General features: G+C 40.2%; 25 protein-coding genes and 2 tRNA genes. 20 read left to right on the top strand and 7 right to left on the bottom strand.

The window, feature by feature from the left end:
* The first annotated feature begins 14 nt into the window (after window positions 1–14).
* The 13 genes from cydA (at window position 15) to AAZR93_RS13840 (ending at window position 9,433) form a co-directional block, all read left to right on the top strand.
* Entirely contained in the window at window positions 15–1,583 is a 1,569-nt protein-coding gene (gene cydA, locus AAZR93_RS13900) for a cytochrome ubiquinol oxidase subunit I (RefSeq protein ID WP_294109967.1), read from the top strand.
* A gap of 14 nt (window positions 1,584–1,597) precedes the next feature.
* Window positions 1,598–2,737, top strand: a complete 1,140-nt coding sequence (gene cydB, locus AAZR93_RS13895; RefSeq protein WP_294109970.1) for a cytochrome d ubiquinol oxidase subunit II — start codon at window positions 1,598–1,600, stop codon at window positions 2,735–2,737.
* 12 nt (window positions 2,738–2,749) lie between these two features.
* Window positions 2,750–2,872, top strand: coding sequence for a cytochrome bd-I oxidase subunit CydX (gene cydX, locus AAZR93_RS13890; RefSeq protein ID WP_068441571.1), 123 nt, complete (start codon window positions 2,750–2,752; stop codon window positions 2,870–2,872).
* Between the two features lie 5 nt (window positions 2,873–2,877).
* Window positions 2,878–3,165, top strand: coding sequence for a cyd operon protein YbgE (gene ybgE / locus AAZR93_RS13885; RefSeq protein WP_294109980.1), 288 nt, complete (start codon window positions 2,878–2,880; stop codon window positions 3,163–3,165).
* 262 nt (window positions 3,166–3,427) lie between these two features.
* Window positions 3,428–3,823 carry a tol-pal system-associated acyl-CoA thioesterase gene (ybgC, locus tag AAZR93_RS13880; protein WP_434720137.1) on the top strand — a complete coding sequence of 132 codons (396 nt, stop codon included), beginning with the start codon at window positions 3,428–3,430 and terminating at the stop codon, window positions 3,821–3,823.
* Window positions 3,820–4,503, top strand: coding sequence for a Tol-Pal system protein TolQ (tolQ, locus tag AAZR93_RS13875; RefSeq protein WP_294109984.1), 684 nt, complete (start codon window positions 3,820–3,822; stop codon window positions 4,501–4,503). The genes ybgC and tolQ overlap by 4 nt, the downstream gene beginning before the upstream one ends.
* 17 nt (window positions 4,504–4,520) lie before the next feature.
* The gene (gene tolR, locus AAZR93_RS13870) at window positions 4,521–4,946 is read left to right on the top strand and encodes a colicin uptake protein TolR (RefSeq protein WP_294109987.1); all 426 of its coding nucleotides are present in this window, start codon (window positions 4,521–4,523) and stop codon (window positions 4,944–4,946) included.
* Between the two features lie 56 nt (window positions 4,947–5,002).
* Window positions 5,003–6,115 (top strand): cell envelope integrity protein TolA, encoded by a 1,113-nt coding sequence (gene tolA, locus AAZR93_RS13865; RefSeq protein WP_294109989.1) that lies wholly within the window; start codon window positions 5,003–5,005, stop codon window positions 6,113–6,115.
* 145 nt (window positions 6,116–6,260) lie between these two features.
* Window positions 6,261–7,553 carry a Tol-Pal system beta propeller repeat protein TolB gene (gene tolB, locus AAZR93_RS13860; protein WP_336431006.1) on the top strand — a complete coding sequence of 431 codons (1,293 nt, stop codon included), beginning with the start codon at window positions 6,261–6,263 and terminating at the stop codon, window positions 7,551–7,553.
* A 42-nt stretch (window positions 7,554–7,595) separates the two neighbouring features.
* Complete coding sequence (gene pal / locus AAZR93_RS13855; RefSeq protein ID WP_047756402.1) at window positions 7,596–8,093, top strand: peptidoglycan-associated lipoprotein Pal; 498 nt, start codon at window positions 7,596–7,598, stop codon at window positions 8,091–8,093.
* 22 nt (window positions 8,094–8,115) lie between these two features.
* Window positions 8,116–8,904 (top strand): tol-pal system protein YbgF, encoded by a 789-nt coding sequence (gene ybgF, locus AAZR93_RS13850; RefSeq protein WP_294109999.1) that lies wholly within the window; start codon window positions 8,116–8,118, stop codon window positions 8,902–8,904.
* A gap of 332 nt (window positions 8,905–9,236) precedes the next feature.
* Window positions 9,237–9,312 (top strand) — tRNA-Lys (locus AAZR93_RS13845).
* 45 nt (window positions 9,313–9,357) lie between these two features.
* Window positions 9,358–9,433 (top strand) — tRNA-Lys (locus AAZR93_RS13840).
* 214 nt (window positions 9,434–9,647) lie between these two features.
* Here AAZR93_RS13840 and AAZR93_RS13835 read toward each other — a convergent pair.
* A complete protein-coding gene (locus AAZR93_RS13835; RefSeq protein ID WP_434720136.1) occupies window positions 9,648–10,526 on the bottom strand; it encodes an aminoglycoside 6-adenylyltransferase in 879 nt (292 codons plus the stop codon).
* 249 nt (window positions 10,527–10,775) lie between these two features.
* On the opposite strand from AAZR93_RS13835, the gene nadA reads away from it, so the two are divergent.
* The 3 genes from nadA (at window position 10,776) to aroG (ending at window position 14,125) form a co-directional block, all read left to right on the top strand.
* The gene (gene nadA, locus AAZR93_RS13830; RefSeq protein ID WP_434720135.1) at window positions 10,776–11,816 is read left to right on the top strand and encodes a quinolinate synthase NadA; all 1,041 of its coding nucleotides are present in this window, start codon (window positions 10,776–10,778) and stop codon (window positions 11,814–11,816) included.
* Between the two features lie 72 nt (window positions 11,817–11,888).
* A complete protein-coding gene (pnuC, locus tag AAZR93_RS13825) occupies window positions 11,889–12,611 on the top strand; it encodes a nicotinamide riboside transporter PnuC (protein WP_434720134.1) in 723 nt (240 codons plus the stop codon).
* A 458-nt stretch (window positions 12,612–13,069) separates the two neighbouring features.
* Window positions 13,070–14,125 (top strand): 3-deoxy-7-phosphoheptulonate synthase AroG, encoded by a 1,056-nt coding sequence (aroG, locus tag AAZR93_RS13820; RefSeq protein WP_434720133.1) that lies wholly within the window; start codon window positions 13,070–13,072, stop codon window positions 14,123–14,125.
* A gap of 67 nt (window positions 14,126–14,192) precedes the next feature.
* On the opposite strand, the gene AAZR93_RS13815 is transcribed toward aroG, so the two are convergent.
* The 5 genes from AAZR93_RS13815 to modE form a co-directional block, all read right to left on the bottom strand.
* On the bottom strand, window positions 14,193–14,933 hold the full coding sequence (locus AAZR93_RS13815) for a hypothetical protein (RefSeq protein WP_434720132.1): 741 nt from the start codon (window positions 14,931–14,933) through the stop codon (window positions 14,193–14,195).
* Between the two features lie 182 nt (window positions 14,934–15,115).
* Window positions 15,116–15,868 carry a 2,3-diphosphoglycerate-dependent phosphoglycerate mutase gene (gene gpmA / locus AAZR93_RS13810; RefSeq protein ID WP_294103319.1) on the bottom strand — a complete coding sequence of 251 codons (753 nt, stop codon included), beginning with the start codon at window positions 15,866–15,868 and terminating at the stop codon, window positions 15,116–15,118.
* Window positions 15,869–16,063: 195 nt separating this feature from the next.
* Window positions 16,064–16,891, bottom strand: a complete 828-nt coding sequence (locus AAZR93_RS13805; RefSeq protein WP_434720131.1) for a lysostaphin resistance A-like protein — start codon at window positions 16,889–16,891, stop codon at window positions 16,064–16,066.
* 243 nt (window positions 16,892–17,134) lie between these two features.
* Window positions 17,135–18,604, bottom strand: coding sequence for a molybdate ABC transporter ATP-binding protein ModF (gene modF / locus AAZR93_RS13800; RefSeq protein ID WP_434720130.1), 1,470 nt, complete (start codon window positions 18,602–18,604; stop codon window positions 17,135–17,137).
* A gap of 141 nt (window positions 18,605–18,745) precedes the next feature.
* Window positions 18,746–19,534 (bottom strand): molybdenum-dependent transcriptional regulator, encoded by a 789-nt coding sequence (gene modE, locus AAZR93_RS13795; RefSeq protein ID WP_434720129.1) that lies wholly within the window; start codon window positions 19,532–19,534, stop codon window positions 18,746–18,748.
* Window positions 19,535–19,850: 316 nt separating this feature from the next.
* On the opposite strand from modE, the gene AAZR93_RS13790 reads away from it, so the two are divergent.
* Entirely contained in the window at window positions 19,851–20,003 is a 153-nt protein-coding gene (locus AAZR93_RS13790; RefSeq protein ID WP_294103311.1) for an AcrZ family multidrug efflux pump-associated protein, read from the top strand.
* Window positions 20,004–20,102: 99 nt separating this feature from the next.
* Here AAZR93_RS13790 and AAZR93_RS13785 read toward each other — a convergent pair whose 3' ends face one another.
* The gene (locus AAZR93_RS13785; RefSeq protein ID WP_434720128.1) at window positions 20,103–21,185 is read right to left on the bottom strand and encodes an ElaD/SseL family deubiquitinase; all 1,083 of its coding nucleotides are present in this window, start codon (window positions 21,183–21,185) and stop codon (window positions 20,103–20,105) included.
* 275 nt (window positions 21,186–21,460) lie between these two features.
* On the opposite strand from AAZR93_RS13785, the gene modA reads away from it, so the two are divergent.
* The 3 genes from modA to modC are packed head-to-tail and all read left to right on the top strand — an operon-like array spanning window position 21,461 to window position 24,021.
* The gene (modA, locus tag AAZR93_RS13780) at window positions 21,461–22,231 is read left to right on the top strand and encodes a molybdate ABC transporter substrate-binding protein (protein WP_434720127.1); all 771 of its coding nucleotides are present in this window, start codon (window positions 21,461–21,463) and stop codon (window positions 22,229–22,231) included.
* A 31-nt stretch (window positions 22,232–22,262) separates the two neighbouring features.
* Complete coding sequence (gene modB / locus AAZR93_RS13775; protein WP_336428945.1) at window positions 22,263–22,952, top strand: molybdate ABC transporter permease subunit; 690 nt, start codon at window positions 22,263–22,265, stop codon at window positions 22,950–22,952.
* Window position 22,953: 1 nt separating this feature from the next.
* On the top strand, window positions 22,954–24,021 hold the full coding sequence (modC, locus tag AAZR93_RS13770) for a molybdenum ABC transporter ATP-binding protein ModC (RefSeq protein WP_434720126.1): 1,068 nt from the start codon (window positions 22,954–22,956) through the stop codon (window positions 24,019–24,021).
* Window positions 24,022–24,095 lie beyond the last annotated feature (74 nt).

Below are 24,095 nucleotides of genomic sequence, written 5' to 3'. Positions count from 1 at the left end.
AGCAAGGAGTCAAGATGTTTGATATTGTCGAACTGTCAAGATTACAGTTTGCCATGACTGCGATGTACCATTTCCTATTTGTACCATTGACGCTTGGTATGGCGTTTTTGCTTGCGATTATGGAAACGGTATATGTACTATCTGGTAAGCAAATTTATAAAGATATGACTAAGTTCTGGGGTAAGTTATTTGGTATTAACTTTGCCCTAGGTGTTGCAACTGGTTTGACTATGGAGTTCCAATTCGGTACTAACTGGTCTTACTATTCGCACTATGTCGGAGATATCTTCGGTGCACCTCTTGCAATCGAAGGTTTGATGGCGTTCTTCTTAGAATCTACCTTTGTTGGTTTATTCTTCTTTGGTTGGGATCGTTTAAGCAAAAATCAGCACCTCGCGGTGACTTGGTTGGTTGCTTTAGGCTCTAACTTCTCTGCATTGTGGATTTTGGTCGCGAATGGTTGGATGCAAAACCCTATCGCTTCTGACTTTAACTTTGAAACCATGCGCATGGAAATGCTTAGCTTCTCGGAGCTAGTGCTGAACCCTGTCGCACAAGTTAAATTTGTTCACACTGTTGCTGCGGGTTATTGTACTGGTGCCATGTTCATTCTTGGTATTAGTTCATACTACTTGCTAAAAGGACGTGATGTTGCTTTTGCTAAACGTTCTTTTGCAATTGCTGCAAGTTTTGGTATTGCTGCGGTTCTGTCTGTTATCGTGCTTGGTGATGAGTCAGGTTACGAAATGGGTGACGTGCAAAAAACTAAACTCGCTGCAGTTGAAGCAGAATGGGAAACTCACCCACCTCCGGCTTCATTTAATCTGATTGCATGGCCTGATACTGAAAAGCAAGAGAATAAATTCGCTATTTCTATTCCTTGGGCAATGGGTATCATCGCAACACGTTCACTGGATACACCTGTTTTAGGTCTGAAAGACTTAATGAAACAGCATGAAGTTCGTATTCGTAACGGTATGATTGCTTATGGTCAGTTGCAACAGCTTTTAGCTGGTGACAAAGATCCTGCTCTACGTACAGCATTTGAAGCAAGCAAAATCGACCTCGGTTATGGTCTTCTGCTGAAACAATATGCACCAAACGTTGTTGATGCAACAGAAGCACAAATCCAACAAGCAGTGAAAGACAGTATCCCGAACGTAGGTCCATTATTTTGGGCATTCCGTATCATGGTTGGTGTTGGCTTCTTACTACTCTTAATTATTGGATTGTCTTTCTTAGCTGTTGTACGCAACCGTATTGGTCAAAACAAATGGTTACTGCGTGCGACTCTATATGGTATTCCATTACCATGGATTGCAATTGAATCAGGCTGGTTTGTTGCGGAGTATGGTCGTCAGCCGTGGGCAATTGGTGAGGTGTTACCTGTTTCGGTTGCACACTCTAACTTGACTACTCATGACCTGATCTTCTCTTTAGTCCTGATTTGTGGTCTGTATACGCTGTTCTTAATTGCTGAAATGTTCTTGATGTTCAAATTTGCTCGCAAAGGCCCTAGTAGCCTGAAAACGGGTCGTTACCATTTTGAACAGAAAAACAGTTCAACACACGACGTTCAGTAAATAGGAGTCCACTTATGTTTGATTATGAAGTTCTTCGATTTGTGTGGTGGATCCTTATCGGCGTTCTGCTGATTGGTTTTGCTGTCACGGATGGCTTTGACATGGGCGTTGGCTTCTTATTACCTATCTTAGGTAAAACGGATACTGAACGCCGTATCATGATTAATGCCGTTGCACCGCACTGGGATGGTAACCAAGTTTGGTTGATCACCGCGGGTGGTGCAATGTTTGCTGCATGGCCACAAGTCTACGCTGCTGCATTTTCTGGATTCTATGTTGCTATGATTTTGGTTTTAGCTGCATTATTCTTCCGTCCGATCGGTTTTGACTACCGTTCAAAACTGGAGAATCCAAAATGGCGTAGCATGTGGGACTGGGGTCTGTTTATCGGTGGTTTTGTTCCACCACTAGTTATCGGTGTTGCGTTTGGTAACCTATTATTAGGTGTTCCACTGCAAATTGATAATCAACAGTATCTGACTTATACCGGTAATCTGTTTGGTCTGCTGAACCCTTATGGTTTGTTAGCGGGTGTTGTAAGTTTGATGATGATTGTTACCCAAGGTGCAACTTATCTACAAATGCGTACAGCAGGTGAGTTACATCTGCGTGTTCGTAAGACAACTTACCTAACTGCTTTAATAACACTGTTAGCGTTTGCTGGTGCGGGTGTATGGTTAGTTATGGGTATTGATGGTTATGCGATAACCTCAACTATTGATACTTATGGCGTATCTAACCCACTGAACAAAACTGTAGAAGTCGTTTCTGGTGGATGGCTGGTTAACTTCAATAACTATCCAGCGCTGTGGGCTCTGCCTGCTTTAGGCGTAGCACTGCCATTATTTACAATGCTGTTCACGAAAGCAGATAAGAATGGATTAGCATTTGTTAGCTCATCTCTGACTATCGCATGTATTATTTTGACATGTGGCGTTGCGATGTTCCCATTCATCATGCCATCAAGCATTATGCCTAATGCAAGCTTGACCATGTGGGATGCAACATCTAGCTTGTTTACTCTACAGGTTATGACTGTTGTTGCTATCATTTTTGTTCCGCTAGTATTGGCTTACACTGCGTGGTGTTACTACAAAATGTTTGGCCGTTTGGACAAAAACTTCATCGAAAGCAACAAGCATTCACTGTATTAAGGAGCATAACATATGTGGTATTTCGCCTGGATTCTCGGCACTCTGTTAGCTTGTAGTTTTGCAGTGATTGCAGCATTAGCGCTAGAGCATTCTGAAGACTCTAAAGCTGCTAAAACAGCTAAAGATGGTGAGTAAATAATATGCTGGTGGATAAAACCTATCAGCTAATGGATAAGGGGCTAATAAGGGCCCTTATCCTTATTTTAGCGCTAGTGACTGCCGGTGCTGTGATGTGGGATCCAACCCTATTTGCAGCCAGTACCAGTTCATTTTTAATTTGGCAAGGGTTGCTGTTAATTTGGGCAACTTGTAGTTCGATGATTTTTGGTGTGGGTTTTAAACCTAAAAAAGTCATCTGGCGAGCAGTTTTTCATCCTCTTCCTGCTGCTATCATCCTTATCTGGGGACTGATTAGAGTCTTTAGTTAATCTATATCCGCTATAATTTGAGTTGTATGGTGATTACATTTACGTATTAAGTTATCAGGTTAATTTAAGTTAAGTGTGATATTTGGCTGTATTCGTTTGTCGATTACCTATAATTTTAATTATTTTGCGTATATTTACTCATTATGGGTCATCGTACCCATAATTATTTTTGATATCTTTACTTTCAAAGTGATTCCAATGCGGCACCGTCTTGCGTATAGTGGCACCGTTAATTGATTTAACCTAAGACGGAGTGGTTGCTATGTTATTTCGCTGGCCTGTTCGCGTGTATTATGAAGATACAGATGCGGGCGGTGTAGTTTATCATGCTCGTTATTTAGCTTTTTTTGAGCGGGCAAGAACTGAAATGTTGCGAAATAAAGGGATCAATCAGCAAAGCATGCTTACTGAGAACCTTGGCTTTGTCGTGCGTAGTATGACTATCGACTTTGTTAAAGGTGCTCGATTAGATGATCTGTTAGAAGTTGAAACACAAATTGTTGAAATGAAACGTGCCTCATTAATCTTTAATCAAAGGTTAGTTGATTCACAAGGTAATCTACTTTGTGGGGCAACCGCCTTAATTGCTTGTGTGGACATATCAAAAATGAAGCCTAAAGCGCTTCCTAAGTCTATTGTCGCGGAGTTTAAACAGTGACTGACATGAATATCCTGGATTTATTCCTAAAAGCTAGCCTATTGGTTCAGCTTATAATGTTCGTTTTGATGGGTTTTTCTATTGCATCTTGGGCCATCATTATTCAAAGAACAAAAATTTTAAATGCGGCAACGCGTGAAGCCGAAGCGTTCGAGGATAAGTTCTGGTCAGGTATTGAGTTATCTCGCCTGTATAAAGAGAGCCAAGCTCGCCGTGATGCCTTAAGCGGAACAGAGCAAATATTTTACTCTGGATTTAAAGAATTTGTTCGTTTACATCAAGCGAATATTCATGCTCCTGATGCTGTCCTTACCGGCGCCTCTCGAGCTATGCGCATTTCAATGAACCGTGAGCTTGAATCGGCGGAAGCTAATATTCCTTTCTTAGGTACCGTAGGGTCGATTAGCCCTTATATTGGTCTATTTGGTACTGTATGGGGAATCATGCACGCCTTTATTGCACTTGGTGCGGTAAAGCAAGCAACACTGCAAATGGTTGCACCGGGTATCGCTGAAGCACTTATTGCAACTGCTATTGGTTTGTTTGCTGCTATTCCTGCGGTTATGGCTTTTAACCGTTTAAACTTGCGCGTAAACAAATTAGAGCAAAGCTATGACAACTTCACGGAAGAGTTTCTGGCAATATTGCACCGTCAGGCATTCTCAGCTGATAAGAAATAAGACGGGGAGAAAAGCGAATGGCGCGCAATAGTAGACGCAAACGTGAGCTGAAATCCGAAATCAACATTGTTCCATTACTGGATGTTTTGTTGGTGTTGCTGTTGATTTTTATGGCGACCGCACCAATTATTTCTCAGAGCGTGGAGGTTGACCTACCGGATGCTACTGATACGCAAACTGTATCATCGAGTGATAATCCTCCGATTATCTTAGAGGTAGCCGGCGTGGATCAATATAATATGTTGATTGATGGAGATCGCTTAGAGCTACTTCCACCTGAACAGATTGCAGCTGAGGCTAAAGCACAGCTAGAGAAAAATCCGAAAGCGGTTTTCCTTATTGGCGGCGCTAAAGAAGTTCCTTATGATGAAGTCATTAAGGCGCTTAATATTTTGCATCGTGCAGGAATTAAATCTGTCGGCTTGATGACTCAGGCTATCTAGACTGAATTGTTTAGTTTGAATTCGAATTAGTCACGATTCTTTTTTTGGAAGCCAGCGTGGGAAAGACAAAAGAGAAAAAAGATAACTTAAACCGTTCATTGATCGTGTCGATAGTTCTGCACGTTCTTTTGATTGGTCTAATTGTTATAGGCTCTTTAGTTTCTGTCGTCAAACTTGGCGGTGGGGGAGAAGAAGGCACGGTTATAGATGCCGTGATGGTCGACCCCGGTGCGATTGTTGAGCAATATAATCAAACTCAGCAACAGCAAAATAGTGCCAAGCAGGCAGCTAAAGAGCGTAAAGAGAAAGAACAGAAACAAGATGCTGAGCTGAGGGAAAAGCAAGAGCAGGAACAAAAACGTCTGCAAAAGCTTGAAGAGGAGCGCATTAAAACAGAGCGCGAAACAGATAAGCAGTTAAAAGAAGCAGAAGAACAGCAAAAACAAGCAAAAGAAGCAGCGAAAAAAGCCAAGGAAGAGCAAAAAGTTGCTGAAGAAGCTGCTGCACAAGCAAAAGCTGAAAAAGAAAAATTAGTTAAAGAACAAACTGAAGCTAAGGCTAAGGCCGAAGCCCAAGCTAAGAAAGAAGCTGAAGCCACTAAGGCTAAAGCCGATGCAGAAGCGAAAGCAAAAACTGAAGCCGATGCTAAAGCTAAAGCTGAAAAAGAGGCTAAAGCTAAAGCGGACAAAGAAGCTAAAGACGCTAAAGCTAAAGCAGACAAAGAAGCTAAAGATGCTAAAGCTAAGGCCGCTAAGGCTAAAGCAGAAGCTGCGAAAAGTGCATCATCCGTTGATGACTTACTGGGTGACTTAACCGCATCAGGCCCAAGTAAACAAGGTGGAGAAGCCGCAGCAGGAAGTGGCGGTGGTAAAAAATCAGGCGCTTCCAACTCAGATGTGGATAGCTATGCAGGGAAAGTGAAAGCGGCGATCCAAAGCAAGTTCTATGATTCTGAAAGTTATCGTGGACGAACTTGTGATCTCCAATTGAAGCTTGCGCCGGATGGATTATTGGTTAGTATTACACCAAAAAATAGTCCAACTAATGACGCGGCACTATGTGATGCGGCAATTAGAGCAGCTAAACTTGCTACAATGCCGAAACCACCTAGTCGAGAGGTCTATGATACATTTAATAAAGCAGGTAGCACTGTAGTGTTTAAGCCTTAGTTTTCAATGAGTAAGTGTTTTTGTCATTGAAAAACTCATCGCAAAAGCATAAATAGTTTCTGTGCTATCTAGTTTTGTTATTATACCTTTGTTAAAATTCAGCGAATTATTGCGATGATGAATATTGCAGTAAGGGAGATTACGGATGAAGCAGGCTTTTAAAGTAGTTTTAGGGTTCCTAATGTTATGGGCTACTATTGCTCAAGCAGAAATACGTATTGAAATCACTGAGGGTGTTAATACCGCTCAGCCGATTGGTGTCGTGCCTTTTAAATGGGCAGGTGCTGGTGCACCACCACAAGAGGTTGGCATGATTGTTGGTGCTGATTTACGTAATAGTGGGAAGTTTAACCCAATTGAGCCAAGTCGTATGCCTCAACAACCTGGCACGGCTTCTGAAGTTATTCCTGATGCTTGGACTGCGTTAGGGATTAACGCGGTTGTTGTTGGTCAGGTACAGCCTGCTGCTGATGGTAGTTATGTTGTCAGTTATCAGTTAGTGGACGTTGCGGCTAACCCTGGCGCTGTACTTGCTCAAAATCAGTTTAAAGTAACCAAAGAATGGTTACGCTATGCAGCACATACTGCAAGTGATGAAGTATTTGAGAAATTGACTGGCATCCGTGGTGCTTTCCGTACCCGTATCGCTTATGTTGTGGTGAATAAAGGCGGTCAATATCCTTATGAATTACGAGTTTCTGATTATGACGGTTTTAACCAATTTACGGTTCACCGTTCACCAGAACCTTTAATGTCGCCAGCATGGTCACCTGATGGTGAAAAACTGGCTTATGTAACGTTTGAAAGCGGTAGTTCAGCTTTAGTTATTCAGACTCTATCAAGTGGCGCTATTCGCCAGGTTGCATCATTCCCGCGTCATAACGGTGCTCCTGCGTTTTCACCTGATGGGACTAAATTAGCTTTTGCTCTGTCAAAAACAGGCAGCCTGAATTTATATATTATGGAACTAGCAAGTGGGCAAATTCGTCAGGTAACCGATGGTCGCAGTAATAATACTGAGCCAACTTGGATGCCAGATAGCCAAACTTTAGTCTATACTTCAGATCAGGCGGGACGCCCGCAAATTTATAAAATGAATATTAATGGTGGTAGCCCTGAACGTGTTTCTTGGGAAGGAACGCAAAATCAGGATGCTGATGTAAGCCCGGATGGAACTTTCTTAGTGATGGTCAGCTCTGGGGGCGGTCAACAGCATATCGCCAAACAGGATCTGGCAACGAATAACGTTGAGTTTTTAACGAAAACGTTCCTAGATGAAACGCCGAGTATCGCACCTAACGGCACTATGGTAATTTATAGCTCCTCTCAAGGCTTGGGGACTATATTGCAGCTAGTTTCGACCGACGGGCGTTTCAAAGCGCGTCTTCCGGCTACCGATGGACAGGTAAAATTTCCTGCCTGGTCGCCGTATCTGTGATGCATAATAATAATGTGTGGCAAAATATTAAGGATCTAAACGATGCAACTGAATAAAGTGCTTAAAGGGCTGATGATCGCGTTACCAATCATGGCAGTCGCAGCTTGTAGCTCTAACAAAAACAATGACCAAGATGGTGTTGATACTTCTACAAATCAAACTAACACTGGTCTGTCTGCGGAAGAGCTGGCACGTCAGCAAATGGAACAGCTGCAACAGAACAACACTGTTTACTTTGGCTTTGACAAATACAACGTATCTCCAGAATACGCTGATATGTTAGATGCACACGCAGCATTCCTGCGCAGCAACCCATCAGTACGTGTTGTAGTTGAAGGTCATGCGGATGAGCGTGGTACTCCAGAATACAACATCGCGTTGGGCGAACGTCGTGCTAATGCAGTTAAAATGTACCTGCAAAGCAAAGGTGTTTCTGGTGACCAAGTTTCACTGGTTTCTTACGGTAAAGAAAAACCAGCTGTGTTAGGTCATACTGAAGCAGACTACGCGAAAAACCGTCGTGCAGTCATTGCATACTAATAGATAAGCGAAATTATCTATTATGAACAGTAACTTCAGACAACTCCTAGTTGGTCTGTCGTTATTGGTTGGCGTAGCGGTCCCTTGGACCGCTATTGCCCAAGCGCCAATCAACAATGTCGGATCGGGTTCGCCCGGAGACCGTCTCTCCCAGCTTGAGACTGCTGTTAGCTCTCAAGGTCAAATTCTGTATCAAATCCAGCAACAACTCGCTGATAACCAACGTGACATTGATATGCTACGTGGTCAGATTCAAGAAAGTGAATACAAATTGAATCAAGTTGTCGAGCGTCAAAAAGATTTGTACATGCAATTAGACAATGCTGGTGGCGGTAATTCAACTAACTCAACAGATGCAGCAGATACAAGTGCATCTAACGCACAATCACCTTCAGATGCCACACCAGCAGCGGGTTCCAATGCTGGTGGTAATGAAAAAGATGATTATAATGCGGCCGTTCAACTTGCGATGAACAGTAAATCAAAAGCTCAAATTGACGAAGCGATTGGTTCACTACAAGGGTTTATTAAAACCTATCCTAAATCGGGATATCTATCTAACGCTAATTATTGGTTGGGGCAGTTAAACTACAATAAAGGTAGCAAAGACGATGCTGCATTCTACTTTGCGACTGTAGTGAAGCAATATCCAAAATCCCAAAAGAGCAGTGAAGCTTTATATAAAGTTGGGCTGATCATGCAAGATAAGGGACAAAAAGATAAAGCAAAAGCTGTTTATCAACAGGTGTTAAAACAGTACCCGAATAGTTCTGGTTCAAAACTTGCTGAAAAAAAGTTGAGTACACTTTAATTCATAGCCCCGAAGACATATTCCCAAATATTTCGGGGTTATCCGTATGATAAGTGTGCATTCAGTCTTTTTTTTCAAAAAAATCATTGCACCATCGTCAGAAATCAGTATTATTAGCCGCCGTTGATACGAGAATAAGTTTACTCAGATGTTTGTGATAATCTTAGGTTTTTAACCGTATAAACGAGAGTTAATTAGTAAGATTTTAATTAACTAGAAAACTTTAAGATGGGCCGTTAGCTCAGTCGGTAGATTAGTCGAGTTTTTGCAAGCTGGTTGCAGGTTCGAAATGAGCGAAGCGAATCATTCGAAGTAATAGAAAGTTTTAAGATGGGCCGTTAGCTCAGTCGGTAGAGCAGTTGACTTTTAATCAATTGGTCGCAGGTTCGAATCCCGCACGGCCCACCATCTTAAAGTTTTTTAGATTGTAAAAGCAGTAGAAAGTTTCAAGATGGGCCGTTAGCTCAGTCGGTAGAGCAGTTGACTTTTAATCAATTGGTCGCAGGTTCGAATCCCGCACGGCCCACCATCTTAGATCTTATTCGTAGCAACTCGCAGATACCTCGACAAGCTGGTCGCAGGTTCGACCCGTAGGGTTGAAGCCGAAGGCTGAATAATCCCGCACGGCCCACCATCTTAGTTCTTATCAGTAGCAAACTCGCAGATACCTCGATAAGTATTGCCATCTAACGGCTCACAAAATATAGCAGTCCTTTGCCATATACTTGATGCCATTTCTAGTGCTAAATATCTTCAGCGATTAATCCGTTGTCCATTAGAATATCTCTGACCAAATCTTGCATTTTATTTCCTACCGCTAGTTTTCCGTCGTAACCTAATAATGGGGCCAACTCGGTTGCTACTTCAAGAAAACATGCCATTAAACAATTAAGTGATAGCGCTGCTTTTTGGGCGGTACTACAATCGAAAATAGTTTCGAGTGCATTGATAAAATGTTCAGGCATCCAATCATGGTATTTTCGACCACCATACCAAACATTTTGTTCAGTCATACTTTTGTTAGAAACTAAAAGTTCTAATAAAGATAAGAAATTTTGCTTCATATCTGCACTTCGAGACCAAGCCATCCACAGCTCATTACGTGTTAATGCAATCGCAACTTGATGCGCTTCATACCAAAAATCAGAAATTAGTTCTTCAAACTCTGTTTCAGTCAGTGCGCTAGGCAGTAGTGATGTATTATTTGATTTAGTTGGCAGCCCATCAGTAATGCCACTTTTATCTAATAAAACGGCATAGCCACGAGAAAAAGTACCGTCTAAACCTTCTTTTTTCATCTTACTAAGGCGTTCAGGTTCTGCGAAGGTGAAATCAACTTTTCTACCTTCCTCATAAATGACTAAACAAGTTGGTGATTCTGGCTCGTTTTCACCACCATTTAAGAGATGTAATGCAACGAGTGGTTGCCCAAAATGATTAATCCATTCCTTTTCAGTAAATAGCTCAGTAACGCCGTGACCAATTAATTCGATGTCTATATCTGAATAGCTATCTATATGTTGCTCTCGTCCTCTAGAGCCGGTCAGCACAACAGCCTCAATTCTAGGATCAAGTAATGAAATAGAAATTATTTTATTTATTAACGATGCAGGTGATTCCATAACTAACCTATCTAGTATAACAAGAACGACTACGATACCGATAAAGTGGATTAAAAGCGAAAAAACTAATGTAAATCAAGTAAAGGGTATCAGGTATAGATAAAAACAGTTTGGTTTGCTAAAAATGGTAAAGACTTGTTCGTTAAAGTGGGGTATCGTGTTTAGTATATAAAACAAAAATAAGCGTATTGAGTGATTTAATTCTCGATTGTCGTTATAAAATCGCGTTATGCTAAACAGAGGCAAGAGATGAGCGAGTTTATTGATTTTAACCAGTCAATTTATCCATTCCCGGCTAAACCTGCGTTACTAAGCTCGGATGAAAAAGCATTTTATCGGGAACGAATCAAATCGTTGCTGATTGAAAAAAATGCGGTGATCGTGGCCCATTATTATACCGACCCAGAAATCCAAGCTTTAGCTGAAGAAACTGGTGGATGTGTTGCAGACTCATTAGAAATGGCGCGCTTTGGTTCTCTTCATCCCGCGTCTACATTATTAGTTGCTGGGGTTCGATTTATGGGGGAAACCGCTAAAATCTTGAGTCCAGAAAAAAATGTATTAATGCCAACATTGGACGCTCAATGTTCATTAGATTTGGGTTGCCCAGAAGACGAATTTGCTCGTTTTTGCGATGAACATCCAGATAGAACGGTTGTTGTTTATGCGAATACATCTGCTGCTGTCAAAGCTCGAGCTGACTGGGTGGTAACATCTAGTATTGCCGTTGAGCTGATCGATCACCTCGATAGCCTAGGTGAAAAAATTATTTGGGCGCCAGACCGTCATTTAGGCCGATATGTGCAACAGCAAACAGGTGCGGATATTTTATGTTGGGATGGCGCTTGTATCGTTCACGATGAATTTAAAACGCAATCATTGGAAAAAATGAAAGCGTTATATCCAGAAGCAGCAGTGCTTGTTCATCCTGAATCTCCTCAAGCTATTGTTGAACTTGCTGATGCGGTTGGTTCGACTAGCCAATTAATTAAAGCAGCTCAAACCTTACCGAATTCTTCTATGATAGTGGCGACCGATAAAGGCATTTTTTACAAAATGCAGCAGGCATGTCCTGATAAGTCATTATATATCGCTCCAACGGCTGGTGAGGGAGCAACTTGTCGAACATGTGCACATTGCCCTTGGATGGCAATGAATGGTTTAAAAGCGATTGCAGAGGCGCTAGAGGGACGTGAACAACAGCATCAAATTCAAGTGAGCGAGCAGCTACGACAAAAAGCTATGTTACCATTAAATAAAATGTTGGATTTTGCCATGAGCCTAAAATAGGCGTACACAATTTAGTGGTCATGGTCGTAATGAGCAATGCTATTTTAACACAAACTTATATAGGATTTAGGGATGGATTTCTTTAGCACAACCAATACGTTAGTTCAAATTCCGTTATGGGATTCAGTTTATGATCTATCGTATATTGAAGCCGTCGGTACTATTGCAGGTTTACTCTGCATTTTACTGGCAAGCTTTGAGAAAACGATTAATTACTTGTTTGGACTGATTAACGTTACGTTATTTGCGGTAATTTTCTTTCAAATTCAGCTGTATGCAAATTTGCTACTACAGGTTTTTTTCTTTGTGGCAAATATCTATGGGTGGTATGCCTGGAGTCGAGTTACCAGCAGCCAACAGGCGGAGCTACAAATTCGCTGGTTAAGTTTACCTAAAGCAATGATGACATTAGTCGTGTCAGTGTTAGCTATAGCTTACCTAACCTTTAATATTGATGCAGTATTTGGTGTATTAGCGACATGGGCTGTTGAATTATTGAATGCATTTGGCGCTAACCTGGCTATGCCAACTATTGAACCTGATGCATTCCCATTCTGGGATTCGACAATGACGGTATTATCAGTTGTTGCCATGGTGTTGATGACACGCAAATATGTTGAAAACTGGCTAGTATGGGTGGTTATCAATGTTATTAGTATTGTGATTTTCTTTATTCAGGGTGTTTACGCAATGTCTTTAGAGTATTTGATATTGCTTGGTATCGCACTAAATGGCTCAAGACTGTGGATTCGCTCCGCAAAAGAAAATGGCTATTCACCATTGGCGCGCAAGTAGTTCTCAATGAGGATTAAGCCGCCTAGTTATATTTAAGCGTTAAATTGTACGAAAGTACAAAAAAACAACTTAAAACGGCTAAAGTAACATTATCGTTATTTTGCCGTTTTTTCTTTTTTTTGCACTGTTAGATGACCTATAAGCCTAGTTATTGTGCTAAATAATAACATATGACCTCATTTTATAATCAGAAGCAGAATAAATAGTCATTTCATCCGGTATTTGACTGTTTACAGGAGGCGTTTGAACAGTTAGATTGAAATTTCGATGCCTGTGATCTTCAAGTTTTTGGTTATGAATTTGGGCGCTGTAAGGAACTTCAGTTATTTGCCCAAGAGCGCTTTATGATTTGTGATGTGACAAATCTATTGCGTGAGAAGTTTACTGTATGAAAACTTGAAATCAATTGGGTATGCAAATCAACTAAAGTAAAAATAATAAACATTGGATATACAGGTATGAATTTTCAGAACGATGACGTTAGAATAAAACAAATAACAGAGTTATTACCTCCGATTGCTTTGCTTGAAAAATTTCCAGCAACTGAGAAAGCGGCGTTTACCGTTCATGAAGCACGCCTTGCTATTCATAATATTTTAGTAGGTAAAGACGATCGCCTAGTTGTGGTGATTGGTCCTTGTTCTATTCATGATACCAAAGCGGCATTGGAATATGCCCAACGCTTAATGAAGCTGCGTGAAGAGCTAAAAGGTTCACTTGAAATTGTTATGCGTGTCTATTTTGAAAAACCGCGAACAACAGTAGGCTGGAAAGGGCTTATTAACGATCCTCATATGGATAATAGTTTTAATATTAATGATGGTTTGCGTATTGCTCGTGAATTATTATTAACCATTAATGATCAAGGTTTACCGACTGCTGGTGAGTTTTTGGATGTGATTAGCCCACAATATGTGGCTGATTTGATGAGCTGGGGCGCAATCGGTGCGCGCACCACTGAATCACAAATTCACCGTGAATTAGCATCTGGGCTTTCTTGCCCGGTTGGGTTTAAAAATGGTACAGATGGCACAATTAAAATTGCTATTGATGCGATTAATTCTGCACGCTCTGGGCACTGTTTCTTATCGGTCACTAAATGGGGGCATTCTGCAATTGTGAATACAGGCGGAAACCCTGATTGTCATATTATTTTACGTGGTGGTAAAACGCCTAATTACAGTGCGGAGCATGTAAAAGCAGTAGGTGAAAACTTAACAGCGGCAGGTTTAGTACCTAGTATCATGATTGACTTTAGCCATGCTAATAGTAGCAAAAAGTTTGAAAAACAAATGGAAGTATCCACTGATGTTAGCCAACAGATCAGCCAAGGTGACCGTTCAATTACAGGTATTATGATTGAAAGTAATCTGGTTGAAGGTAACCAGAACTTGGAATCTGGCGAACCACTAGTTTATGGCAAAAGTGTTACTGATGCATGTATTGGTTGGGATGATACTGAAAAAGTGTTACGTCAGCTATCTGATGCGGTAATTGCTCGCCGTAATCGATAAAATTTAGTCATAATAAAGCCAGTTATCGCTATGAAATAACCTCGTTAAACTGGCTTTATTGTTTTATCTATTTTTGAATTCTATTTAATAACTCTTCCAGTTTAGTTTGCTCTTCAGGTGTTGCATTCGCTGGAGTTGCCGTTAATTGCAGTACTTCAGTATCCGTCTGAACATCGAAATACACTTTCCCTTTTTCACCTTTCACGTAAGTGACATCTTTTAATGGTATACGGTAGCAATGGGCAAAAATATTCGGGCGAATATAAAAGTGTGCATCTTTAATCGCTAAATAAATACTATTGCTGGCACGTTTACCAAAAAATCCGATAAATATCGTAAGTACGAATAAGAACATACCTAAGCTTTGACTCAATATGATGAAGGCAATGCTGACGATGGCTAATGGGATGACAATCAGGGTATTTTGGCGTTTATTAAATGGTAGACTGATATCAAAATCGACATTGATGGTGGTATCAAAAGGGGTTAATTGATGGTAGCGCCAGCGGATCGCTGAAAAAACCATACCCATCGCAAATACAATTGTAATTGGCATTAATGCTATGCTACTAATGATGGCTACCGCAATGGATAGTCTAGGCTTATAGCTCATTAACATCATGCTGAGAAGTTGTATGGGAAAGCTGACACAGGCGATAATCATTAAGGTCTTCATTAGCTCAGCGTTTGCTGCGCCATTCGAGCCATCGACGATAAGCTCACCGGTTTGGATCATATAAACTAGCGTTCCTAAAATACTGGCGCTCAGTACTAGCCCCACCCAAACATAGAGATTAAATTTATTCATTTTTGTTTTATAAGCCTTTCAATTATTTTTCTCTATGATAGTCGGTTCTGGCCTTTTCTAAAACCATAGTGACATTATTCTTATCAAAGATATATGGACGCTTATTGATAGATAACTGATATCAAATAAAAAAGGATTGAGTGATTAGCTCAATCCTTAGTATCAGAGGTTAAGAAAGTAAATTACTTAGCTTTACCTTGATTCGCTACAGCAGCTTGTTTTGCCGCGATTTCGTCTTGGTTGCCCAAGTAGTAACGTTTGATAGGTTTCATGTTTTCATCGAATTCATAAACCATCGGTACGGCTGTCGGGATATTCAGGTTTAGAATTTCATCTTCACCCATGTTATCCAAGTATTTTACTAATGCACGCAGTGAGTTACCGTGCGCAGCAATGATAACTTGCTCGCCACTTTCAACACGTGGTTTGATAACCTCTTCCCAATAAGGAATAACACGCTCGATAGTCGTTGCTAAGCTTTCAGTAACAGGTAATTCGCTGTCTGAAAGTTTTGCGTAGCGTGGGTCGTGACCTGGGTAACGTTCATCATCTTTGGTTAATTCTGGTGGTGTGATTGCAAAACCACGGCGCCACAGTTTAACTTGCTCGTCACCGTATTTAGCGGCAGTTTCTGATTTGTCTAAACCTTGCAGAGCACCATAGTGGCGTTCATTTAATTTCCAGCTTTTTTCAACAGGCAGCCATTGCTGTTCAACCTGATCAAGAATGCCCCATAAGGTATGGATAGCACGTTTTAGTACTGAGGTATAAGCAAAATCAAAAACAAAGCCTTCATCTTTTAACAGTTGACCTGCGATTTTTGCTTCTTCACGGCCTTTTTCTGACAATTCTACATCAGTCCAACCTGTGAAACGGTTTTCTTTGTTCCACTCACTTTCACCGTGTCTTACCAAAACCAGTTTAGTTACAGCCATAGCTAAAACTCCTATCAGTACATTCAAAATTAGAAATAAATCATTGCTGACTTATATTATAGGGATAGTCAAACCGAACGCTAGTAGCAACTGACTATTTACCCAAACCAAATCAAAAAACTCATCGCCAATCCTATTTCTAAGTGAAAATTTAACCTAGAAAGCGATAAAAAAATGGTTCGAGCTGTTGTTTTTTTATCCAATAAACATTTTTACTGGATAAGTGAAAAATAACAGATGAACTAGATTTAACCCGAAGTGAAACGATACAGCAAGCCATAATTTACCACTCCACATCCAAGCTAGACCATAAATGACACCAGAAAGGGTTGCAAAGAGGATTAATAATGGGCCACCAGTAAAATGTAAGCCACCAAATAATAGCGCACTGAGTATCAGAGCAAGGTAAGGAGAGCCAAGCCATAACGTTAGGCGTTGCTGTAAATATCCTCGAAATAGTGCTTCTTCAGCTAACGATACAAAAAATAGATTACAAAGAATGAAAGCGGGTAGCCATGTAGGAAAGTGTAATTCAAAGCCAAGGCCGCCTGCAAAAGTGGCAACGAGAAGTAGAATGGGAACCGCGATGACAAGTAATCCCCATTGGCGCCATGTCGCAGTTTTGGTTGGACGAGAAGAAAATAGTGTTGGTAAACAGGCTAATAGAATAAAAGGGATCAGCGCCTTATCAAAATTAAAATACATGCTAAAGGGTGAGCTTTGTGGCCCTACGATCACTTTATCTAAATATTTTGTGTTATTAAAGCCCGGAAAAAGATGAATAAAGAGTCCAACGGCGCAGACAATAAGTATAATTTCACTACTAATTTTTAAGATTAAGTTATGTTTAAAGTAGAAATGAATCCCTCCAATAATAACAATAAAAGTCAGAAGTAAAATTACTTGCCAGTTGATGATATGAGCAAAAAAAGCTAAGCCAATAGAAACTAATAGTAGCAAAGCAGCGATTAATCGATGTGACGAAAGTATTGCAAGTGAAGAGGCCAACGTTAACCAAACCATAAAAAACACCTAGATAAGTATTTGAAATTATTAAGAGCGAAAGAGTTTAAGGATTTTCATTCTCATTTCGACTTGAAATTGAATTAATCTTATTGATTCCACAGAAAGGTTTTAAAAATTAGTAGATTAGCTATTTATATATTTGATACTTATTATTAATCATTGGATTAAATTCGCCGATAAACAGTGAGTTATTGCTTACCGGCGCAGATCAGAGTGAAGAACAGAAAACAGAGTTTCTATTTAAAGTGTTTCAATATCATAGCGATATTTATTTCCCTCAGGAACAAAGATCAACCGATGAGTAATACAAGATGGTGCATCTTCTTGATGATGAGACACAAACAAAAGTTGGGTTGTCCCTTGGCTCAACATAACATCAATAAAACGCAGTACTAACAAACGGTTAATTCCATCTAATCCTTGTAAAGGCTCATCTAAAATAAGCATCGCAGGGTGTTTAACCAATGCCCGAGCGATTAAAACTAATCGTTGCTGTCCCCAGGATAAACTATGAAATGGTTGTTGCGCTGTTTTCGCAGGAAAACCCAATAGCCTCAGCCATTCATGAGCCAATTGTATTTGCCTATCTGAAGGGGTTTGATATAAGCCAATAGAGTCATGAAATCCTGAGATAATCACGGTAATTACATTAGTGGATACGCGATATTCTTGGTGAATACTGTTACTGACATAACCAATATGACGTTTGATATCCCAAATAGTTTCACCAGTGCCTCTGCGCTGGCCAAAGAGGGTTAAATCATTGCTGTAGCCTTGAGGATGATCACCTGTAATCAAACTTAATAAGGTTGATTTTCCTGCACCATTTTCACCAATAATTTGCCAGTGTTCATTTGGGTTCACTTGCCAGTTCAAACCATGCAAAATAGGTTTATCGTTATAACTTACCACCCCATTTTTTAGAATGATGCGAGGCGTTTCGTTATCAAGTCCATTATCGTTGGTGGGATCTTCTGTTTCGGGAATCGAAAGCTGTTTAATTTTTTCGCTGTGCTGTAACTGCGTGATAAGCGTGTTAGCGAGTACTGACTCTCTCTTTCCACAAAGGCTTAGAGAACAATCTGCGACAATTCCCATATTTTCAATAAATTCAGGTAATTCATCGAAACGGTTGAGTACTAAAACAAGGGTGAGGCCTTTTTCAGATAACGAATATAATAGTTCGCTAAGATTGTTTCTTGAGTAAATATCAAGGCCATCAAAAGGTTCGTCGAGAATCAAAAGGTCAGGTTGCCCCATTAAGGTTTGGCAGAGTAATACTTTGCGCGTTTCCCCTGATGAGAGGTATTTAAACCGGCGAGAAAGTAAGTCGCTAATCCCAAATTTGGCAGCAAGCTCTAAGCAATATTCATTATCTTTATGATTGAATTGTATAATTTCAGCTGCGGTATAGCCGGTGTCATCTTCATCATCACTGAGCAAATCGGTATTATTGCGCTGCCATTCTTCACTAATGATTTTTTGTAATTGCTCAAAAGAAAGGCGAACAGGTGCGTTAAAGGTACTTTTTACAACACCAGAAAGAGGAAGAAGCTCACCGGAAAGAACGCGTGCGAGGGAAGATTTACCACTCCCGTTGGCGCCAATAAATGCCCAACTATCCCCTTTATTTATGGTTAATTCAGGGATGTTGAGAGTCTGGGTGTCACTGAGCTTAAAGCTGCCATGCTGTATTGTTATTGTGCTCATCAAGCTTCCTTATCGTTATTATTGACCATGCCTTCTATCACAAATAATCAGGATTGAAGACAAAGTCAACAGTTGAACGATATCTCAGGCTAAATAAAGCGAATGCGCGTTAATTTTGTAAGATAATAAAATCTGCAAGATTTAACAAAGTGTTGCGATAATGACCTGATCTGCATTGAATAGGGCAGTAACATCATCATTAATATTCAATTTTAGTGTATCGACGTCTGAATTGCTTAATGTTGAGCACAAGGTTTCGCCACCTGATAGGGTTAGTAATACTTCACTGTTTTCTTTTCCGCGCTCTAATGTGGTGACTTTACCCGGTAAATGGTTATCAAAATTATGTGAGTCAGTTTGTTTGGTCAGTTTGACCCAAGGAGCCTTGATTAGCGCTAGAACTTCTTTACCTTCAATAAGGCCTAAACGGTTCGCACTTTGTTCCGTTAGCGCGGCATTGATAACGGTACGGTTATCTGCAAGGCGAATTTGTACGTGCTGTTGGACATGGTTGTGGTCACGAGCGATTAAGGTGCCGAAAAATTGATTACGGGCACTGGTTTGTAACGAGAAACGTGAAATTGCGGCGAGCAGGCTATCGAGAGGCAAATTATCTTCTTTGAGTACATCAAAGGCTTTTTGCTGGATTTGTGCCAGTAAATCGTAAAGTTGAAGTAAGCGCTCACCATAAGGTGTTAATGTGGTGCCACCGCCACCTTTGCCACCAGTTGCTCTATTTAGCAGAACATCATCGGTGAGTTGATTCATTTCGTTAATTGCATCCCACGCACTTTTATAGCTAATACCTGCCAATTTAGCGCCTTGGCTAATTGAACCTGTCGCTTTTATTTGTTTTAACAGTGCAATACGACGAGGGTCAGCAAATAAACTACCCTGTAATTTCAATGTGAGTAAAATTTCTGCCTGCATAATATTGACCCCTTTTGTCAGATTGGTCGAGATGGACCTAAAAAGCACGTTTAGCATGACGTTATAGTGATAATATCGCTAAAATAGCCTGCATTATACCTGTCTTACTTCAAATTACATGAGTGTAGTTATTGCTAAGGCATTTAAATCACTTAGTTAGGTGTGTTTATTGGAACTGCTTTCCTTAGCATTTACATGCAATTTAAATTATATAGGGTATATCATCTGATTATGCGTTATTATTTAAATTCGGTTATTTTTTCCTCGTCAGCGTATCAGTAGGCTGGTGGGCACAGTATCACTGAAGAGGCTTTTAATGTTAGAACTGATAAAAAGTTTGGGCTTCGCCCTCATGATGGTTCCAGTTGTGATGTTTTTGATTATGGGACTGATTTATGGTCTTGGTGCTTTCTTTAACTTGTTGTCAAAAGCACACGTTCCACATCATCACAATTCTGAGAACAAGTAGCGCTTAGCTAATTTGTTTTCTATCTAATTATTTGCCCCTTGAATATTTCAATGTTCAGGGGGCAATATCATTTAGCATTGTGTTACCTTGCTCAATAAGTTATAGGCGCTCAGTTTCCTTAGTTTTATAAAAAATATCATCATGATATACGCCGTATAGCTGACGACGGATTTGTTGATTGAATAATCGCTGTTCTTCAATAGATTTTTTCACGAACTCTTGGGTAAATGATTTTAATTTATCCTCTGGATTTTGTTCTGGTGTCTGACAAATCAGTTCAATAGCTTTAACAACAAACAGCCCACAGCCATTGGGCGCGTTATCTTGAATGTTCCTTTCGATAAATGTGATATCAGACTCTTCTGTCAGTCCCGCATTTTTTGCTGATCTGATTAGGTTCACTTTTATGGATTGATCTAATTCATGATAGGAGTTAAATACGATATTTTTAACTTTATTATCAGATAGATCTTTATAGAGCATAAATAAAATCCAGTGATTTCCTGTATTGATTGGAAATAATTCAGGCTGATTAAGAAAATTTTTATCTTTTTGTTTTTCTTCAATTATTTCATTTAACATATTGTCATGTGAATGTGTGATGCCAATAGGGAAGTTAATTGAAATATCAGGGGTACCACGAGCTATTTTTTTAGTCGTTGCATTAATTTCATCTGTTTGCAGCATCCGATTCTCCCCCCAAATATCAAGCTCACCAAGTTGTTCATTGGGTGATTGAGCGGATTGATTTCCTATTAAAAGCATCGATAATGCCTGTTTCTCGGTTATATTGGTGAGGGTAGAGCCCGCGATATAAAGAAGTTTCGACGGTGCATGAAGTTTCTGCATATCATTATTATTTTTGGTTCTATTATAAAGAGCTATGTTATATAGCGCTAAGCTCGCTTTTTGTATTTCACTATCAACTCCCTTTTGTATTTTGTTAGCACTTCCCTTTTTTTCTGATTGATTTCCGCTAAATAAATCGAATAACTCGTTTTCAGCTTGTTGACCAATGGCATCTTGTCGTAATGCGATATTATTTAGTGCTTCAATACTATAAAAATCACCATTTCTTGCCGATATACATAATGTCTCAAAAATTTCAGGTTTGATTATGTCCATGAATAAGTGATTAAACTGATTAACATTTAGCGAAGGAAGGTAAGAGGGGATTATCATTATTTTTTCCTTTTATATATTGCAGGTAATCGTCAGTAAATAATATTGCTATGCTTATTATTAGCGATTGTAAAATTACAAGAAAAATAAATAGCCAACTATATAAAAGCGATTTTGTTGGAAAAATAACCAAGCTATCCATGATTTTGTAAGTATAGCGGGGCACTAAATTGCCTATTTTATTGCGTTAGCACACTTTTATTCATACTTTGTCTTTAAGTTATCGTTGTGTCCTGATATATATAGCGAGTTAACTCATACTATGGTGGATTAAAATGAAAAAAGGTTTAGTAAAACTGCTCGCTGGCGCCACGCTAACATTGACGATGGCAAGTCATAGCTTTGCGGCTGAAAAAATTACGGTATTTGCTGCGGCATCACTGACGAACGCACTGAATGAAATTTCTGAGCAATACAAAAAAGAACATAATGTTGAAGTGGTGGCCTCTTATGCATCATCGTCAACGTTAGCTCGCCAAATCGAGCAGGGCGCACCTGCGAATATGTTTATTTCGGCTGATCAGCAGTGGATGGACTATGTTATTGATAAAAAAATAATGGTTGCTGATACGCGTTATACTTTGCTAGGTAACGAATTAGTACTGATTGCGCCGAAAGATTCTAAAATTGATAAAGTTGAAATTAATAAACAAACTGATTGGAAAAAACTTTTAGATGGCGGTCGCTTAGCAGTTGGCGATCCTGATCATGTTCCTGTCGGTATCTATGCAAAAGAAGCATTAACCAGTTTAGGTGCTTGGGATACAGTCAATCCATTGTTAGCGCGTACTAATAACGTGCGTAGTGGAATGGCACTGGTTGAACGTCAAGAAGCTCCACTGGGCATTGTTTATGGTTCAGACGCAGTAGCAAGTCAAAAAGTTAAAGTAGTTGGTATCTTTCCTGCTGATTCACATAAACCCGTTGAATATCCAATGGCTATTGTGAAAGATCAGGATAATAAAGCGACTCGTGACTATTATGAATATTTGAAAACCCCAGCGGCTTCAGAAGTATTCAAACGTTACGGTTTTACTCCACGTTAATAATTTTTGTTAAGAGACTATCGTATTGCAGATGTTAAGTGCTTATGAATGGGAAGCGATTTATCTAAGTCTAAAGGTGTCGGGAGTTGCGGTGGCATTTAGTCTGCCTCTTGGCATTCTTGTTGCTTGGATATTAGTCCGTTGTAATTTTCCGGGTAAAACACTGCTCGATAGCATTATCCATCTACCACTGGTATTACCGCCGGTGGTAGTGGGTTATTTGTTATTGATAAGTATGGGAAAACGCGGTTTTATTGGTGAATGGCTATATGATTGGTTTGGCTTTAGCTTTACCTTTAGTTGGCGCGGCGCGGCATTAGCCTCCGCGGTGGTTGCTTTTCCGCTCATGGTTAGGGCTATCCGTTTAGCTCTTGAAGCAGTCGATAGAAAATTGGAGCAAGCTGCTAGAACATTAGGGGCAACACCTCTAATGGTTTTCTTTACCATTACGATCCCTCTTTCTTTACCGGGTATTATTGTCGGTACCGTGTTAGCTTTTGCACGTTCTCTTGGTGAATTTGGTGCGACGATTACTTTCGTTTCCAATATTCCTGGTGAAACGCAGACTATTCCTCTCGCTATGTACACTTTGATAGAAACCCCTGGCGCAGAAGTGGATGCAGCGCGTTTGTGTATTATCGCGATTATTTTAGCCTTGGTTTCTTTATTAATTTCAGAGTGGCTGACCCGTTGGGGTAAAAAGCGTTTGGGAGTTGCTTGATATGTTAGAACTCGATTTCTCCCAAAAACTGGGTGAATTACAACTAGAAGTTAAAACTCAGTTACCCACCGAGAGTATAACTGCCGTTTTTGGACTTTCAGGTGCCGGAAAAACGTCATTAATCAATGTAATTGGCGGATTAACCAAGCCCAATAAAGGGCGAATTGTGCTCAATGGACGCACCTTGGTCGATATTGAAAAACGCATTTGTTTACCTCCAGAGAAACGGCACATTGGTTATGTATTTCAAGATGCACGGTTGTTTCCGCATTATCGAGTTAAAGGCAATTTGCGCTATGGTATGGCGCCAGCAATGAAAGCTCGCTTTGACGATATTGTGGAATTATTAGGTATTGAAGAGTTACTTCATCGTTTTCCTATCACGTTATCCGGTGGTGAAAAGCAACGGGTAGCGATAGGTCGCGCATTATTGACTGCGCCAGAAATTTTATTGATGGATGAACCTTTGGCCTCATTGGATCTACCTCGTAAACGTGAATTATTACCTTATTTAGAAAAGCTATCACAAGACGTTAAAATTCCAATTTTGTATGTTAGTCATAGCCTTGATGAAATATTACGATTAGCGGATAAAGTTATCGTGATGGCTCAAGGTAAAGTGAAAGCCTTTGGCCCATTAGAAGACGTATGGGCAAGTAGTGCATTACGGCCGTGGTTGCAGCAAGAAACGCTAAGTAGCGTCATTGGTGTCGTTGTTCATAGCCAGCACCCAGATTATGCGATGACTGCGGTGATGGTCGGTGGGCAAAAATTATGGATCCCTCGAGTGAATACTGTGCAAGGCAGTGAATTACGCATACGTATCGATGCATCGGACGTTTCACTGGTCTTAGAAAAACCGCAGGTTAGTAGTATTCGTAATATTCTATCAGCAGAAGTGGTGGAATGGATTGAAGATGGTGAACAAGTCGATGTTAAATTAGATTTAGGCGATGAACATTATCTTTGGGCGAGAATTACCCGCTGGGCGCGAGATGAGCTTTCTATTCGTAAGGGGCGAAAAGTCTATGCTCAGGTTAAGGCGGTCTCTCTCTCTCGCCAATTATAATGACTCGTTGTACTTCTCGCTGTGGCGTTGTTGGCTTCACTCAGTTATTCAGGTCACGTACTTATGTATGCTCC

The organism is Providencia sp. Je.9.19 (genome assembly GCF_051129765.1).
Classification (GTDB): domain Bacteria; phylum Pseudomonadota; class Gammaproteobacteria; order Enterobacterales; family Enterobacteriaceae; genus Providencia.
Note: the sequence above shows the minus strand (reverse complement) of the source record. Positions and strands in the feature narration are given on the sequence as shown.

What these genes read in the sequence shown, in the direction of transcription:
- cydA (WP_294109967.1), top strand. Translation starts at nt 15, where the DNA reads ATGTTTGATATTGTCGAACTGTCAAGATTACAGTTTGCCATGACTGCG.
- cydB (WP_294109970.1), top strand. Translation starts at nt 1,598, where the DNA reads ATGTTTGATTATGAAGTTCTTCGATTTGTGTGGTGGATCCTTATCGGC.
- cydX (WP_068441571.1), top strand. Translation starts at nt 2,750, where the DNA reads ATGTGGTATTTCGCCTGGATTCTCGGCACTCTGTTAGCTTGTAGTTTT.
- ybgE (WP_294109980.1), top strand. Translation starts at nt 2,878, where the DNA reads ATGCTGGTGGATAAAACCTATCAGCTAATGGATAAGGGGCTAATAAGG.
- ybgC (WP_434720137.1), top strand. Translation starts at nt 3,428, where the DNA reads ATGTTATTTCGCTGGCCTGTTCGCGTGTATTATGAAGATACAGATGCG.
- tolR (WP_294109987.1), top strand. Translation starts at nt 4,521, where the DNA reads ATGGCGCGCAATAGTAGACGCAAACGTGAGCTGAAATCCGAAATCAAC.
- tolB (WP_336431006.1), top strand. Translation starts at nt 6,261, where the DNA reads ATGAAGCAGGCTTTTAAAGTAGTTTTAGGGTTCCTAATGTTATGGGCT.
- pal (WP_047756402.1), top strand. Translation starts at nt 7,596, where the DNA reads ATGCAACTGAATAAAGTGCTTAAAGGGCTGATGATCGCGTTACCAATC.
- ybgF (WP_294109999.1), top strand. Translation starts at nt 8,116, where the DNA reads ATGAACAGTAACTTCAGACAACTCCTAGTTGGTCTGTCGTTATTGGTT.
- AAZR93_RS13835 (WP_434720136.1), bottom strand. Translation starts at nt 10,526, where the DNA reads ATGGAATCACCTGCATCGTTAATAAATAAAATAATTTCTATTTCATTA.
- nadA (WP_434720135.1), top strand. Translation starts at nt 10,776, where the DNA reads ATGAGCGAGTTTATTGATTTTAACCAGTCAATTTATCCATTCCCGGCT.
- pnuC (WP_434720134.1), top strand. Translation starts at nt 11,889, where the DNA reads ATGGATTTCTTTAGCACAACCAATACGTTAGTTCAAATTCCGTTATGG.
- aroG (WP_434720133.1), top strand. Translation starts at nt 13,070, where the DNA reads ATGAATTTTCAGAACGATGACGTTAGAATAAAACAAATAACAGAGTTA.
- AAZR93_RS13815 (WP_434720132.1), bottom strand. Translation starts at nt 14,933, where the DNA reads ATGAATAAATTTAATCTCTATGTTTGGGTGGGGCTAGTACTGAGCGCC.
- gpmA (WP_294103319.1), bottom strand. Translation starts at nt 15,868, where the DNA reads ATGGCTGTAACTAAACTGGTTTTGGTAAGACACGGTGAAAGTGAGTGG.
- AAZR93_RS13805 (WP_434720131.1), bottom strand. Translation starts at nt 16,891, where the DNA reads ATGGTTTGGTTAACGTTGGCCTCTTCACTTGCAATACTTTCGTCACAT.
- modF (WP_434720130.1), bottom strand. Translation starts at nt 18,604, where the DNA reads ATGAGCACAATAACAATACAGCATGGCAGCTTTAAGCTCAGTGACACC.
- modE (WP_434720129.1), bottom strand. Translation starts at nt 19,534, where the DNA reads ATGCAGGCAGAAATTTTACTCACATTGAAATTACAGGGTAGTTTATTT.
- AAZR93_RS13790 (WP_294103311.1), top strand. Translation starts at nt 19,851, where the DNA reads ATGTTAGAACTGATAAAAAGTTTGGGCTTCGCCCTCATGATGGTTCCA.
- AAZR93_RS13785 (WP_434720128.1), bottom strand. Translation starts at nt 21,185, where the DNA reads ATGATAATCCCCTCTTACCTTCCTTCGCTAAATGTTAATCAGTTTAAT.
- modA (WP_434720127.1), top strand. Translation starts at nt 21,461, where the DNA reads ATGAAAAAAGGTTTAGTAAAACTGCTCGCTGGCGCCACGCTAACATTG.
- modB (WP_336428945.1), top strand. Translation starts at nt 22,263, where the DNA reads ATGTTAAGTGCTTATGAATGGGAAGCGATTTATCTAAGTCTAAAGGTG.
- modC (WP_434720126.1), top strand. Translation starts at nt 22,954, where the DNA reads ATGTTAGAACTCGATTTCTCCCAAAAACTGGGTGAATTACAACTAGAA.